The sequence below is a fragment of the Enterobacter sp. ZOR0014 genome (assembly GCF_000798855.1).
Lineage (GTDB): Bacteria > Pseudomonadota > Gammaproteobacteria > Enterobacterales > Enterobacteriaceae > Enterobacter > Enterobacter kobei.
On sequence record NZ_JTLF01000326.1, the window covers coordinates 1 to 13,438 of the forward strand.

A 13,438-nucleotide genomic window follows, 5' to 3' on the forward strand; every position below is an offset into this window, starting at 1 on the left:
TCTTATTATTTCCTTATATTTTGTGTGGGCGTACAGTGGAGGTACGGATGAAGATTGTCTGGTCAAAGAATGCAAAGAAAGAGTTTTCCAAAATCGATGGCCGATATCAGCGAAGAATCAAAGTTAAACTTTCTGAGCTAGACGATCGCTCAGCTCCCCGGCCCGATATCAAAAAAATATCGGCGACAGAAAATCATTTCCGGCTACGCGTTGGCGATTACCGCATTCTGATTACACTTCGGGACGATCCCGATAAACATTGTTATGTTTTGGCCGTCAAGCGCAGAACATCAACGACCTACCTTCACGAGGAGAAAGCCCCCTATGGCTGTTCAGCTAATTAAGAACGATGACGGAAAAACGCAGTACGTGGTTATTCCCTATGATGAATACTTTCGTATGTGCTTACAGATGGCAGAAATCGACGACGAAACCGACGATGATCTGGAGGATATTGAAGTCGAACACGATTGTTATGATGACGTAGGTTTACCGGGGGAAGTGTGCGACATCATGCATAGCGAGAACGTCAGCCTGCAGGCCGCGTGGCGCATCCATTGCGGGTTATCCCAGCAGGAGGTGGCGCAGAAACTCGGCATCACCCAGTCCGCCGTCTCACAGCTGGAAGCGCTGGACTCCCGCCCGCAAAAACGTACCCGCGAAAAGCTGGCGGCAATTTACGGCTGCAAGCAGGAGCAGATCAGCCTCTATTTACCAAAAGAGGGTTAACAGCACTTCGCCCCGCCCTTGCCGCCGTAGCGGGCGTCCTGGCGGTCGCGGAAAAAGGCTTCGTAGGTCATGGGCGTCTGGTCCGGGTGGTTGACGCGCATATGTTCAACGTAGTTGTCGTAGTCCGGCACACCAATCATCATTTTGGCGGCCTGGCCCAGGTACTTACCTGCTTTGGAGAGGGTATCGAACATCGTTCTGGTCTCACAGAAAATGTAGGCCGGGTAAGCGCTAGCGCCACCCGGCACACTGGTTAATGCGCCCCTTTCGCCTGGGTGACAATCTCTTCCAGGTTTTCAGGCATTGGCTCATACGGTGTCTCTTTCGCCGTTGGCTTATCCACTTTCAATGCTGCCAGCGCGGTTTTAAGAGAATACAACGCCAGCACCACGACCACCACCATAAAGAAGATGGTCAGCCCGGCATCCAGACGGTTATTAAACACCAGCTGCGACAGCTGAGACTCGGTGTACTGCGCCGGGATCTTGCCGCTGTCGATCATCGCCTGGAACTTATTGGCAATCGCCAGGAAGCCCACTTTGTTATCCGGGCTGAAGGCTTTCTGCCAGCCTGCCGTCAGGGTACAGATCAGCAACCACGCGGTCGGCACCAGCGCCACCCACGCATAGCGCTGGCGCTTCATTTTGAACAGCACCACCGCGCAGAGCATCAGCGCCATGCCTGCCAGCATCTGGTTGGCGATACCGAACAGCGGCCAGAGCGTGTTAATGCCGCCGAGCGGATCCACCACGCCCTGATGCAGGAAGTAGCCCCATGCCAGCACGCACAGTGCCGTCGCCAGCAGGTTAGCCGGGAGCGAATCGGTACGCTTCAGGTTCGGGGAGATCACCCCCAGCAGATCCTGCAGCATAAAGCGCGCCGCACGCGTACCGGCATCCACCGCCGTCAGGATAAACAGCGCCTCGAACAGAATGGCGAAGTGATACCAGAACGACACGTCCATCAGCCCACCCAGCGCACCGTGGAGAATGTAGGCCATACCCACCGCCAGCGTTGGCGCACCACCCGCACGGGAGATAATTGACTGCTCGCCCACCTCATTAGCGATATGCGTCAACGTTTCAGGGGTAATCGCAAAGCCCCAGCCGCTGACCACCTGCGCAGCAGACGCCACGACGTCAACGGTCCCGGCCGGGGCCAGTACCGCCATCGGGCTGTTCATCGCGAAGTAGACGCCCGGGTCGATAATACAGGCGGAAACCAGCGCCATAATGGCGACGAAGGATTCCATTAGCATGCCGCCGTAGCCAATCAGGCAGGCCTGATTTTCATTCGCCAGCATCTTCGGCGTGGTCCCGGAGGCAATCAGCGCGTGGAAACCAGACACCGCACCGCAGGCGATGGTGATAAACAGGAACGGGAACAGGTTGCCGGTCCAGACCGGGCCGGTACCGTCGATGAACTTAGTCAGCGCAGGCATGGTCAGGGTCGGACGCATAATCAGAATGCCGATCGCCAGCCCGACGATGGTACCGATTTTCAGGAACGTAGAGAGGTAGTCACGCGGGGCCAGCAGCAACCACACCGGCAGCACCGCCGCCACAAAGCCATACCCCACCAGCATCCAGGTCAGCTGTATACCGGTAAAGTCGAAGAACGGTGCCCAGGTCGGGCTTTCCGCCACCCAGCCGCCGGAAATAATGGCGAAGACCAGGAACACCAGGCCAATCACCGACACTTCACCAATGCGGCCCGGGCGCAGGTAGCGAATGTAGATCCCCATAAACAGCGCCAGCGGTATGGTGAACGCGACGGTATACGTCCCCCACGGACTGTGGGTCAGCGCTTTCACCACAATCATCGCCAGCACCGCGAGAATGATCACCATGATCATAAAGGTCGCCACCAGGGCAATCACCCCGGCGGTTGCCCCCATCTCCTCTTTCACCAGCTCGCCCAGCGAGCGGCCGTCGCGGCGGGTGGAGACGAACAGCACCATGAAGTCCTGCACCGCGCCCGCCAGCACCACGCCCGCGAGGATCCAGATCATCCCGGGCAGGTAGCCCATCTGGGCCGCCAGCACCGGCCCCACCAGTGGGCCCGCCCCGGCAATCGCCGCAAAATGGTGACCGAACAGCACTTTTTTGTCGGTCGGGACGTAGTCCAGACCGTCATTATGACGTACGGCAGGCGTCATACGCGTCGCATCAACGCCCAGGACGGTTTTCGCGATATAGCGGCCATAAAAACGATACGCGATCAGATAAATGCAGACGGAGGCGACAACGATCCAGAGCGCATTGATCTGTTCCCCCCGGTTGAGGGCGATATAGCCCAGGGCAAAAGCTCCCACAACGGAGAGCCCTGCCCATGTAAGGTATTTCCCTGAGTTGTTCATCGTGGTTATCCGTTGTTGTGAAACAGTGAGATGTTACATTTTGTTTCTAGAACAACGGCAAATATTTAACAACTCTGAAACGCAATAATGTGTGGTCAAACCAGAGATTTACACCACAGTGTTAAGCCGATCACTTTCAGCTAAATGACTTACCCCAACACCATCGTACTCAACCTGCAGGTACAGCATCGTCGTCCCTGCTCGTCGAAAACCACGATTTCCCAGCTCTGGTTGGTTCTCCCCAGATGCAGCGGCTGGCACACCCCACGCACCTTCCCCTGCGCCACGGCACGGTGGTGTGTGGCGTTCAGTTCGGTGCCCACGACGCTTTGCCCGTCACGGGTCATCAGAAATCCGGCCATCGACCCCAGCGTTTCCGCCAGCGCGGCTGAGGCGCCGCCGTGCAGCAGGCCAAACGGCTGATGGGTACGCCCATCCACCGGCATCTCGGCCTCGAGCGTGTCGTCGCCGAGGCGGGTATAGACGATGCCCAGATGCGCCACCAGGGTGTTCATGCTGGTCGCGTTCAGCTCGTCGAGCGATAAATGACGTTTCCAGATCATTTACGCCCCCAGCGTGGAGCCGCCGTCCACCACGATATCCTGCAGAGTGATATGGCTGGCGGCATCGGAGGCAAGGAACAGCACGGTACTGGCAATCTCCTGCGGACGGGCGATTTTGCCAAGCGGAATACCAAGCTTGAACTGCTCGCCAAAACCGCGAATGCGCTGCTGCTCCGCATCGTCGTTTGTCCAAAGGGTGCGCTGCATATCGGTGTCCGTTGACCCCGGCGACACCAGGTTACAGCGTACGCCGCTGCCCGCCAGCTCCAGGCCGACGGTCAGGGCGAGGCTTTTCAGTGCCGCTTTCGAGGCGCCGTAGGCGCTCATCCCGATACGCGGCGTATGTGCCGCGTCAGAGGCGACGGTGACGATCGCCCCGCCCTGCTGACGGCGAAACTGGCCCATCGTCTGCTGGAACAGGTTGAACGCGCCGCCAACGTTAACCGCGAAGGTCTGCTGCCAGTCCTCCTGCGAGAGCTGGTCCGTCGCCCCCATACGCAGAATACCCGCCGCGTTGACCAGCACGTCGAGCCGCTCAAGAGTGCTGAGCAAACGCCCGCACAGGTTACTCACCTGCGCGGCATTCGCTACATCCAGCGTTTCAGTCGCGAAGGGATAGTCGTCCTGCGGGAAGGCCAGATCGAACCCGGTCACCTGCGCGCCCGCGTCAACAAACGCCAGCGCGGTTGCGTAGCCTATCCCCTTCCCCGCGCCCGTCACCCAGACGGTTTTGCCGCTGAAATCGAATCCCGCCATCACTTCACCTCGCGGGAGAGCAGCGCCCACCAGGCGTCGAGGGTAGGATTTTTGGCCAGCATCACGAAGTCGATATCGCCATGCACTTTGCGCCAGCGTGCGGCCAGCGCCATCATGCGCACCGAGTCCAGACCATAGTCGATCAGGTTTTCGTCATCCATCGGCTCATCGGACTCGTCCAGCAGCGGCAGGATCAGCGCGCGCAGCGCCGTTTTCGATGCCGGAATGGACGGCAGCAGCTCGTCGGTCATCACCACGCGGCCTGAACGCCCGGCAACGTAGTTGAGGGACATCAGGTGCTCGTCGCGGGTGAAATCCGCCAGCGCGTCGGCGATAAAGAACGGCTTGATGTCGCGCATAAAGGCATCGGTCGCGGTGGTCATACAGCCGATGTGGGCGTACACGCCGGTAATCAGCAGCTGGTTGCGGCCGGTCTCTTTCAGCATCAGCTCCAGCGGCGAACGATGGAACGCGCTATAGCGCCACTTCACCAGCACGGTGTCCGCTTCGTCCGGCGTCAGTTCGGCCACAATACGCTGCTGCTCCGGCGAGCGGGTCAGGCCCGGCCCCCACATGTCGTTCAGCAGGGCGCGGTCCTCATCGCTCTGCTCTTTTGGCTGCGCGGTGTAGTACACCGGAATATTGTGCGCTTTGCAGTACGCGCGAAGTCTGGCGATATTCGCGACCACCTGTTGCATCATGGCGCTGTTTTCGCCCCAGAAATTCAGGAAATACTCCTGCATGTCGTGGATCAGTAGCGCGGCACGTTCTGGCTCGAACGCCCAGTTCACTTTATTGGCTGGCAGTTCTGCAGCGGTCGGCAGCGCGTAAGCGGTTAATTTTGGAATGGCCATACTCTGTTCCTCAGCCCTGTGCCCGTTCAGCCAGCCACAGGCGCAACTGTTTCTTATCGACTTTGCCGACCGGCGTCAGCGGGAGCGCATCCACGCTCTCCACGCGGTCCGGCAGTTTAAACTCGGCAACGCCCTCCTCGCGAAGGAAGCGGCGCACCTCGACCGCGCGCAGGGGCTTTTTCACCACCAGATACGCGCAGCTCTTTTCGCCCAGCAGGCTGTCCTCCATGCTCACCAGCGCGGCGTGGATCACCGACTCATGGCGCAGCAGCAGGTTTTCGATCTCTTCCGCGGCGATCTTCTCTCCGCCGCGGTTGATCTGATCTTTCTCGCGCCCCTGCACGGTGATGTAACCCTGCTCGTCGATGGCGATCAGATCGCCGGAGCAGTAAAAACCCTCTGCGTCGAAGGCGCTGGCGTTGTGTTCCGGGCTGTTAAAATAGCCGCGGAAGGTGTACGGCCCGCGCGTCATCAGACGCCCGACTTCCCCGCGCGGCAGCGGATTGCCGTGTTCATCTGCCACCCACACTTCGTCGTCCGGACACATCGGGCGGCCCTGGGTATTGATGATGCGTTCCGGCGCGTCGTCGAGCGCGGTGTAGTTCACCAGCCCTTCCGCCATGCCAAATACCTGCTGAAGCTGACAGCCGATTTCCGCCGGAATGCGCGCGGCAAGCGTGGCGGAAAGGCGCGCACCGCCCACCTGCAGGAGCTTGAGAGATTTAAGCTGTGCGTTCCCCGCGCCGTCGGCAATCGCCTGCAACCACAGGCTGACCGCCGGTGGCACCAGCGAGGTGACGTTGATCTGATGTTGCTCAATTAACGGGAAGCAGAGCGTGGCGCTCGGGTCGCTCGCTAACACCACGCAGCCACCCGCCGTGAAAACGCCTAACGATCCCGGCGAACTCATGGCGTAGTTGTGCGCCGCGGGCAGCGCGTTCAGATAACGGGTCTTCGCGGTAATGCCGCAAATCTCGTTGCTGCGGCGGATGCTGTAGTCGTAATCGTTGTGCGTGCGCGGGATCAGTTTCGGCGTGCCGGTGCTCCCCCCGGAAAGCTGAAAGAAGGCCACTTCATCGGCGGGCGTCGGGTTCGGGATGACGTTGTCCGCCGGGCGGGTAATCGCCGCGTCCAGGGCGTGTTCGCCCTTATCGCCGCGCAGGAGCACGACGCGTACCGACCGATGCGCATCCACGAAGGTGTTGAGGAAATCATCGCCCGCGAACAGCGCGTGATCGCGATCGGCAATCAGCACGGCGGGTTTGATCTGCATAGCGTAGGCGTTCAGTTCGCTGCGCTGATGGCTAAATAGCGCGTTGACCGGCGCGACGCCGATTTGCAGCAGCGCAAAGAAGGTCATGTAGAACTCGGCCACGTTGCCGAGCTGTACCAGTGCGGTCTCGCCACGGTGCAGCCCCTGCGCCTGAAGTGCGGACGCGAGGTTGTTTACCGCCTGATTAAAGTTACGATAGGTGATACGCCGATCGCCGTCGATAATCGCCACGGCATCGCTGTCCGCATGGTCCGTCAGGATGTGGGTCAGCGGCAGATCCTGCCAGTAGCCTTTTTCTCGGTAGCGACGGGCAAAATCCTCCGGCCAGCGGGTAAAGGGAATGGTCATCAGTCTTCCTTAGTGCAAACCAAATACGTTGAGCATGGTGGAAAGCTTCACACCGGTTTCACGCCATTCGCCCACCGGAGAGGAGGCAGGCACAATGCCCGCGCCGGCAAACAAGCGAACGGTATTTTTATGCAGCCGCGCGCAGCGGATGGTCACCACCCACTCGCCGTTCCCTTCGCTGTCGCACCAGCCGACGATGCCGCCGAACAGCTCGCGATCAAACGGTTCCAGCTCGGCAATCAGCGCTTTCGCCGCCTGATGCGGGAAGCCGCTCAGGGCAGGCGTCGGGTGCAGCAGGCAGGCCAGCGTCAGGGCGTTCTCGTTTTCACGCGCCTCGCCCTCCACCGGCGTTGCCAGGTGCCACAGCGTTGGCGTGGTAATGAGCTGCGGAGAAGACGGCATGCTCAGGTGATGGCTGCGCGGTTCCAGAATCGCTTTCATCGCCTGGGTGACCAGGTCGTGCTCGTGGCGATCTTTTTCGGACGCCAGCAGCTTATTGCCCGCCTCGCGATCCAGCACATCGTCCGGCTGACGACGCGCGGAGCCTGCCAGCGGCAGCGAGCTAAAGTGCGCGCCCTCTTTGCGCAGCAGCAGTTCCGGGCTGGCGCCGAGCAGCACGCCCCCGTCCTCCAGCGGTACGTGGAAGTTAAAACTGGCCGGATTCTGGGCGATAAGGCGCTCCATCAGGGCACCGCTGTCCAGCTTTTTATCAGCCGCGATATCAATCAGGCGCGACAACACCACCTTGTTCACCCGCGGGGTGGCGGTGAGCGACGCTGCACGCGCGACCATCTCTTCAAACACGGGCTGCACAGGGATCTCGGTGCGTTGTTGCACCTTCAGCGCCTGTGAACCGGAGAAATAACGTGCGGATTGCTGACGCGCAGGACGGGAAAAGGTCTGCCAGCGTTGCGGAATAAACAGCGACGACGGCTTGCGGGTATCAAAGGGAATGGCACCCACCATCACCGGATGGGCAATGCCGCTGGCTTTCGCATTCCGGAAAGCCTGGGCTAATTTTTGCTGGAAGTGACCTGCCGGATCGTCGCCGCCGACGGCGGGTTCACTGAAGCGGGCAAAACAGCCGGAGGTGGTAAAACTGCGGTAAGGCGACATAAAGAAAAAGCTGTCTGATGGCAGCGTGGTCGCGGTGTGCTGAACTTCCTCAGCCAGGGACGTGTCCATATCATCCTCCACAAACGATAAAAGAAGCAATAATGATTATCATTTATATTTTCGTCGGCTAACCTAATCCCACAGCGCCCCGCTGTCAACCGTCGGACAAATAACTTATGCGACAAACGCTTGCATCCCTTCCCGGCAACCATGAAAATGAGAAGCATTATCTTCAACAAAAACAGGATGCCGAGTTGTGAATCTTCCCGCCCTTTTCCGTAATGCCCTTTTTTTAACAGGCGTATTTGTTTTAGGCGTTACCTCATCGATTGCCGCCGACTGGCCGCGTCAGGTCACCGACAGTCGTGGCGTTCATACCCTTGAGCACAAACCGACGCGCATTGTCTCCACCAGCGTGACCCTGACCGGCTCCCTGCTGGCAATTGATGCGCCGGTTATCGCCAGCGGTGCGACCACGCCGAATAACCGCGTCGCGGATGCGCAGGGTTTCCTGCGCCAGTGGGGAGACATTGCGAAACAGCGTAAGGTTGCGCGGCTGTATATTGGTGAACCCAGCGCAGAGGCGGTAGCCGCCCAAATGCCGGATCTGATTTTGATCAGCGCCACCGGCGGGGATTCGGCGCTGGCGCTGTACGATCAGCTCTCGGCCATCGCGCCCACGCTTATCATCAACTACGACGACAAAAGCTGGCAGGAACTGCTGACGCAGCTGGGCACGATGACCGGACACGAAAAGCAGGCCGCCGAGCGCATTGCCGCATTTGATGAACAGCTCGCCCAGGTGAAGCAGCAGATGACGCTGCCGCCGCAGCCAGTAAACGCCATCGTCTATACCGCCGCCGCACACACGGCGAACCTGTGGACCACGGAATCGGCCCAGGGCAAGCTTCTGCACCAGCTGGGCTTTACGCTGGCGGACCTGCCTGCCGGGTTGCATACCTCGAAAAGCCAGGGGAAACGCCACGACATTATTCAGCTGGGCGGGGAAAACCTGGCGACGGGGCTAAACGGCGAAGGGCTGTTTGTCTTTGCCGGCGACCAGAAAGACGTGGATGCGATCTACGCCAACCCGCTGCTGGCGCATCTGCCAGCTGTGCAGAACAAGCGCGTCTGGGCGCTGGGAACGGAGACGTTCCGCCTGGATTATTACAGCGCGATGTTGGTGTTACAGCGTTTAGAGTCAATTTTCAGGTAATAACTGCGCCCGGTGGCGCTTCGCTTACCGGGCCTACGGGTGCAAAATGTAGGCCGGGTAAGGCGCAGCCGCCACCCGGCAAATCACACCGGAGCACTCTCCTGCCTGAACCGACGCAACTCCACCAAAACCGCCAATAAAATCACGCCAACAACGGCTAACACTAACCCGCTGCTGCTCGCCGAGGCCACCGGGCTCATGACGGCTCCCAGTCCGCCAAGGATCGCCGCACCGATCGCATCCCCCGTCACGTTCTGCGCGGTCCACAAACCGTTAATGCGCCCGAGCATCCCCTCCGGCGTCTGGGTCTGGATCAGGGTGTACTGTAAAAGCGAGCTGATGGCGCTCAGCCAGCCAAAAATCGTCAGACACATCACCCCGAGCGCCCACACCGGCATCAGGCTGAAGAAGCCAATGGCAACAAACGAGGCCAGCGTGGCAAGCAGCATAATCAGCCCCGGACGCGCGCTCTGCGCCAGATGACCGCTGGTCAACGCGCCGCACGCCGCGCCGAGCGGAATGGCGGCGTAGAGAATACCGATTTCCGAGGCGCTCATCTGCCACTCGCCCGCCAGCGCCGGGTACAACACGCGCACCGCACTCGCCATGGTCAGCAGGCCACCGAGCAGCGCAATGCCGCCAATCAGCGGGTTGCTGAACAGAAAACGAATGGCCGCCATCAGGGACTTCAGCGGATGCTCACGCGGCTGCGGCGGAGGTGGCAGCAACGGCAGGCGCAGCAGCGTCAACGTGGTAATGAAGGTTCCCGCCGCCGCCAGCCCGTAGTTCCACGCCACGTTGCCGGTGGCCAGCAGCAGGCCACCCACCATCGGCGAAATCACCGAGCCGAGGCGCACGGTGAGCATGGTGATCGCCCCCGCCTGCATCAGATTCTCACGCCCCACCAGCGCAGGCGTCGCCGCCAGCAGCGCCGTCACGCCTAGCGAAGCAAAAAAACCGTCCCACAGCCCCAGGGCGTAAATTGCCATCAGCGACGGCTCCGGCAGCAAAGCGTTAATACACAGCCCGATAAAGCCCACGCCACAGGTGCCGCGCGCCAGCAGGATCAGTTTTTTACGCTCGTAGCGGTCCGCCAGCACGCCGCCGACCATCAGGCCGATAAACATTGCGCTGCCGGTTAACGTAACCGATAACCCCACCAGCCAGCTGGAGTGCGTCATGGCCTGGATCTGGACCGGCACCGCCACGCCGAGAAGCCCGAGGGACAAAATGGAGATAAAGCGCGCGATAAAAACGGCGCGATACGCCGGGTGCGTTTTGAGCAGGCTGAGGTTGAGCAGCCAGGATTTTTGATTCATGACAAAGCCTTGAGTCTATTTCTACCCATTCCATGGGCGCACATGCTAACATAGCCAAATAAGATAGATAACGATAATCACTATCATTATCAAATCATGGATGTTGCTATGTCGTTTTCCTCTTCTGCGGTGCGCGCCATTGCCGTGCCCGTATTATTGCTGCTGTTGATCCTTGCGATTGCGCTCAGTCTGCTGGTTGGCGCGAAGTCCCTGCCCGCATCCGTTATTGTCGATGCGCTCTCCGGAAGCTGCCAGAGCGCCGACTGCGTTATCGTGCTAGACGCTCGTCTGCCCCGAACCCTCGCCGGACTGCTGGCCGGTGGTGCCCTCGGTCTTGCCGGGGCCCTGATGCAAACCCTCACCCGTAACCCGCTGGCGGACCCCGGCATTCTCGGCGTGAACTCTGGCGCCAGCTTTGCCATCGTGCTCGGCGCGTCGCTGTTCGGATTGACGTCACCTTCTGAGCAACTGGTGATGGCCTTTTGCGGCGCGCTGGCCGCCTCGCTGGTGGTCGCGTTTACCGGCAGCCAGGGCGGCGGACAGCTAAGCCCGGTACGCCTGACGCTGGCTGGCGTAGCGCTCGCAGCGGTGCTGGAAGGCTTATCCAACGGCATCGCCCTGCTCAACCCGGACGTCTACGACCAGCTGCGCTTCTGGCAGGCCGGCTCGCTGGATATCCGTACTCTCGACACGCTGAAAGTGGTTGCGCTCCCGGTCATTATCGCCGCCGCCGTGGCGCTGTTGTTAAGCCGGGCGCTCAACAGCCTCAGTCTTGGCAGCGACACCGCGACCTCACTCGGCAACCGCGTGGCGCGCACGCAGCTGGTTGGCCTGCTCGCCATCACCGTCCTGTGCGGCTGCGCGACCGCCGTGGTCGGCCCGATTGCCTTTATCGGCCTGATGATGCCGCACATGGCGCGCTGGCTGGTGGGGGCCGATCACCGCTGGTCATTGCCGGTCACCTTGCTTGCCACCCCGGCCCTGCTGCTGTTTGCAGATGTGCTCGGGCGTCTACTGGTGCCAGGCGAACTGCGGGTTTCGGTGGTCAGCGCCTTTATCGGCGCGCCGGTGCTGATCGTCCTGGTACGACGCAGACGCGGAGGTGGCGCATGAGGGTTCTGTCCCGTCGTTTAATAACCAGCGTATCTCTGCTGGTTATCGCCACGGTTATGCTGGCGGTCTGGAGCCTGCAAAGCGGTGCGGTCACGCTCGATTTCGTGCAGGTCTTCCACGCCCTCACGGGCAGCGCCCCGCGCAATATCACCCTGGTGGTCACCGAATGGCGACTGCCGCGGGTGGCGATGGCGATTCTGGTGGGCGCAGCGCTCGGGGTCAGCGGCGCGATTTTCCAGTCGCTGATGCGCAACCCGCTCGGCAGCCCGGACGTAATGGGCCTGAATACCGGAGCCTGGAGTGGCGTACTGGTGGCGATGGTGCTGTTCGGCCAGCACCTGACAGCCATCACCTTTACGGCGATGGCGGGCGGTATTCTGACGTCGCTGGTTATCTGGCTCCTTGCCTGGCGCAACGGCATCGATACCTTCCGCCTGATCATCATCGGTATTGGCGTGCGCGCCATGCTGATGGCCTTTAACACCTGGCTGTTACTGCAGGCCACGCTGGACACCGCGATCTCCGCCGGGCTGTGGTATGCCGGTTCACTCAACGGCCTGACGTGGGGCAAAACCTGGCCCGCCGCGCCGTTGATTTTGCTGATGTTTATCGGCGCGCTGCTGCTGGTGCGCCGCATGCGGCTGCTGGAGATGGGCGACGACAGCGCCTGCGCGCTGGGCGTGAGCGTTGAGCGCTCGCGCCTGATGCTGATGCTGGTGGCCGTAATACTGACCGCCGCCTCCACCGCCATCGCCGGGCCGATATCTTTTATTGCGCTTGTCGCCCCGCACATCGCCCGGCGTCTTAGCGGCACCGCGCGCTGGGGATTAACCCAGGCGGCGCTGTGCGGATCGCTGTTACTGCTGGCCGCCGATCTCTGCGCCCAGCGGCTGTTTATGCCTTATCAACTGCCGGTGGGCGTGGTAACCGTCAGCCTCGGCGGGATTTACCTCATCGTCTTGCTCGTTCAGGAGTCACGCAAGAAATGACAGACACAACAACCCGCTTGCGCGGCGAAAACCTTACCCTTGGCTACGGCAAAAAAATCATTGCCCGTGATTTAACCGTCGCTATTCCGGACGGCCACTTCACGGCGATTATCGGCCCGAACGGCTGCGGCAAATCAACCTTGCTGCGCACGCTGAGCCGCCTGATGACCCCGGTTCAGGGCAGCGTGTTTCTGGACGGAGAGCAGATCCAGCGCTTCGCCAGCAAAGAGGTGGCCAGGCGCATCGGGCTGCTGGCGCAAAACGCCACCACGCCGGGGGACATCACGGTGCAGGAACTGGTCTCGCGCGGGCGCTATCCGCACCAGCCGCTGTTTACCCGCTGGCGTAAAGAGGACGATGAAGCGGTAAACCGCGCGATGCAGGCGACGGGGATTACCGCTCTCGCCCAACAAAGCGTCGATACCCTTTCCGGGGGCCAGCGCCAGCGCGCGTGGATTGCGATGGTGTTAGCGCAGGAAACCTCCATTATGCTGCTGGACGAGCCAACAACGTGGCTGGATATCAGCCATCAAATTGACCTGCTGGAGCTGCTGAGCGAGCTGAACCGCACCCAAGGGTATACGCTGGCGGCGGTGCTCCATGATTTGAACCAGGCGTGCCGCTACGCGACGCATCTGATTGCCTTGCGCGACGGTGAGATTGTGGCGCAGGGCGCGCCGAAGGAGATTGTGACGCCGGATCTGATCGCGCAGATCTACGGTATGCGCTGCATGATTATTGACGATCCGGTGGCGGGGACGCCGCTGGTGGTTCCATTGGGTCGGCGGTAACTGCCGGGTGGC

14 protein-coding genes are annotated in these 13,438 nt (G+C 60.7%); 6 read left to right on the forward strand and 8 right to left on the reverse strand.

Annotated features, from left to right (window positions below):
* The first annotated feature begins 47 nt into the window (after window positions 1-47).
* Both L977_RS23325 and L977_RS18475 read left to right on the forward strand, forming a co-directional pair.
* Complete coding sequence (locus tag L977_RS23325) at window positions 48-344, forward strand: type II toxin-antitoxin system RelE family toxin (RefSeq protein WP_048339223.1); 297 nt, start codon at window positions 48-50, stop codon at window positions 342-344.
* Entirely contained in the window at window positions 325-729 is a 405-nt protein-coding gene (locus L977_RS18475) for a helix-turn-helix domain-containing protein (protein WP_047626512.1), read from the forward strand. Before L977_RS23325 ends, L977_RS18475 begins: the two co-directional genes overlap by 20 nt.
* Here L977_RS18475 and L977_RS18480 read toward each other — a convergent pair.
* The 7 genes from L977_RS18480 to entC all read right to left on the reverse strand — a co-directional run bounded on the left by L977_RS18480 (window position 726) and on the right by entC (window position 8,067).
* On the reverse strand, window positions 726-923 hold the full coding sequence (locus L977_RS18480; protein ID WP_014169079.1) for a YbdD/YjiX family protein: 198 nt from the start codon (window positions 921-923) through the stop codon (window positions 726-728). The genes L977_RS18475 and L977_RS18480 overlap by 4 nt on opposite strands.
* Window positions 924-982: 59 nt before the next feature.
* A complete protein-coding gene (gene cstA / locus L977_RS18485) occupies window positions 983-3,088 on the reverse strand; it encodes a pyruvate/proton symporter CstA (protein WP_023332362.1) in 2,106 nt (701 codons plus the stop codon).
* Window positions 3,089-3,237: 149 nt separating this feature from the next.
* Window positions 3,238-3,651 carry a proofreading thioesterase EntH gene (entH, locus tag L977_RS18490; RefSeq protein WP_023332361.1) on the reverse strand — a complete coding sequence of 138 codons (414 nt, stop codon included), beginning with the start codon at window positions 3,649-3,651 and terminating at the stop codon, window positions 3,238-3,240.
* Entirely contained in the window at window positions 3,652-4,407 is a 756-nt protein-coding gene (gene entA / locus L977_RS18495; protein ID WP_047626513.1) for a 2,3-dihydro-2,3-dihydroxybenzoate dehydrogenase EntA, read from the reverse strand.
* The gene (locus tag L977_RS18500; RefSeq protein ID WP_023336896.1) at window positions 4,407-5,261 is read right to left on the reverse strand and encodes an isochorismatase; all 855 of its coding nucleotides are present in this window, start codon (window positions 5,259-5,261) and stop codon (window positions 4,407-4,409) included. Before L977_RS18500 ends, entA begins: the two co-directional genes overlap by 1 nt.
* A gap of 10 nt (window positions 5,262-5,271) precedes the next feature.
* Window positions 5,272-6,882, reverse strand: coding sequence for a (2,3-dihydroxybenzoyl)adenylate synthase EntE (entE, locus tag L977_RS18505; protein WP_023336895.1), 1,611 nt, complete (start codon window positions 6,880-6,882; stop codon window positions 5,272-5,274).
* A 9-nt stretch (window positions 6,883-6,891) separates the two neighbouring features.
* On the reverse strand, window positions 6,892-8,067 hold the full coding sequence (gene entC, locus L977_RS18510; RefSeq protein WP_047626514.1) for an isochorismate synthase EntC: 1,176 nt from the start codon (window positions 8,065-8,067) through the stop codon (window positions 6,892-6,894).
* Window positions 8,068-8,254: 187 nt separating this feature from the next.
* Here entC and fepB point away from each other — a divergent pair, with 187 nt between their 5' ends.
* Entirely contained in the window at window positions 8,255-9,214 is a 960-nt protein-coding gene (gene fepB, locus L977_RS18515; protein WP_047626516.1) for a Fe2+-enterobactin ABC transporter substrate-binding protein, read from the forward strand.
* Between the two features lie 83 nt (window positions 9,215-9,297).
* Here fepB and entS read toward each other — a convergent pair whose 3' ends face one another.
* A complete protein-coding gene (entS, locus tag L977_RS18520) occupies window positions 9,298-10,533 on the reverse strand; it encodes an enterobactin transporter EntS (protein WP_014882948.1) in 1,236 nt (411 codons plus the stop codon).
* A 108-nt stretch (window positions 10,534-10,641) separates the two neighbouring features.
* On the opposite strand from entS, the gene fepD reads away from it, so the two are divergent.
* The 3 genes from fepD to fepC are packed head-to-tail and all read left to right on the forward strand — an operon-like array spanning window position 10,642 to window position 13,426.
* On the forward strand, window positions 10,642-11,646 hold the full coding sequence (gene fepD, locus L977_RS18525; protein WP_023332355.1) for a Fe(3+)-siderophore ABC transporter permease: 1,005 nt from the start codon (window positions 10,642-10,644) through the stop codon (window positions 11,644-11,646).
* Window positions 11,643-12,635, forward strand: coding sequence for an iron-enterobactin ABC transporter permease (gene fepG, locus L977_RS18530; protein ID WP_047027592.1), 993 nt, complete (start codon window positions 11,643-11,645; stop codon window positions 12,633-12,635). The genes fepD and fepG overlap by 4 nt, the downstream gene beginning before the upstream one ends.
* Window positions 12,632-13,426: an iron-enterobactin ABC transporter ATP-binding protein gene (gene fepC / locus L977_RS18535; RefSeq protein WP_047027593.1), complete on the forward strand. Its 795-nt coding sequence runs from the start codon at window positions 12,632-12,634 to the stop codon at window positions 13,424-13,426. Before fepG ends, fepC begins: the two co-directional genes overlap by 4 nt.
* Window positions 13,427-13,438 lie beyond the last annotated feature (12 nt).

Excerpts from the sequence above, each read along its gene's own strand:
- cstA (WP_023332362.1), bottom strand. The coding sequence starts at position 3,088 with ATGAACAACTCAGGGAAATACCTTACATGGGCAGGGCTCTCCGTTGTG.
- entH (WP_023332361.1), bottom strand. The coding sequence starts at position 3,651 with ATGATCTGGAAACGTCATTTATCGCTCGACGAGCTGAACGCGACCAGC.
- entS (WP_014882948.1), bottom strand. The coding sequence starts at position 10,533 with ATGAATCAAAAATCCTGGCTGCTCAACCTCAGCCTGCTCAAAACGCAC.
- entA (WP_047626513.1), bottom strand. The coding sequence starts at position 4,407 with ATGGCGGGATTCGATTTCAGCGGCAAAACCGTCTGGGTGACGGGCGCG.
- fepC (WP_047027593.1), top strand. The coding sequence starts at position 12,632 with ATGACAGACACAACAACCCGCTTGCGCGGCGAAAACCTTACCCTTGGC.
- entC (WP_047626514.1), bottom strand. The coding sequence starts at position 8,067 with ATGGACACGTCCCTGGCTGAGGAAGTTCAGCACACCGCGACCACGCTG.
- entE (WP_023336895.1), bottom strand. The coding sequence starts at position 6,882 with ATGACCATTCCCTTTACCCGCTGGCCGGAGGATTTTGCCCGTCGCTAC.
- L977_RS18475 (WP_047626512.1), top strand. The coding sequence starts at position 325 with ATGGCTGTTCAGCTAATTAAGAACGATGACGGAAAAACGCAGTACGTG.
- L977_RS18500 (WP_023336896.1), bottom strand. The coding sequence starts at position 5,261 with ATGGCCATTCCAAAATTAACCGCTTACGCGCTGCCGACCGCTGCAGAA.
- L977_RS18480 (WP_014169079.1), bottom strand. The coding sequence starts at position 923 with ATGTTCGATACCCTCTCCAAAGCAGGTAAGTACCTGGGCCAGGCCGCC.
- fepG (WP_047027592.1), top strand. The coding sequence starts at position 11,643 with ATGAGGGTTCTGTCCCGTCGTTTAATAACCAGCGTATCTCTGCTGGTT.
- L977_RS23325 (WP_048339223.1), top strand. The coding sequence starts at position 48 with ATGAAGATTGTCTGGTCAAAGAATGCAAAGAAAGAGTTTTCCAAAATC.
- fepD (WP_023332355.1), top strand. The coding sequence starts at position 10,642 with ATGTCGTTTTCCTCTTCTGCGGTGCGCGCCATTGCCGTGCCCGTATTA.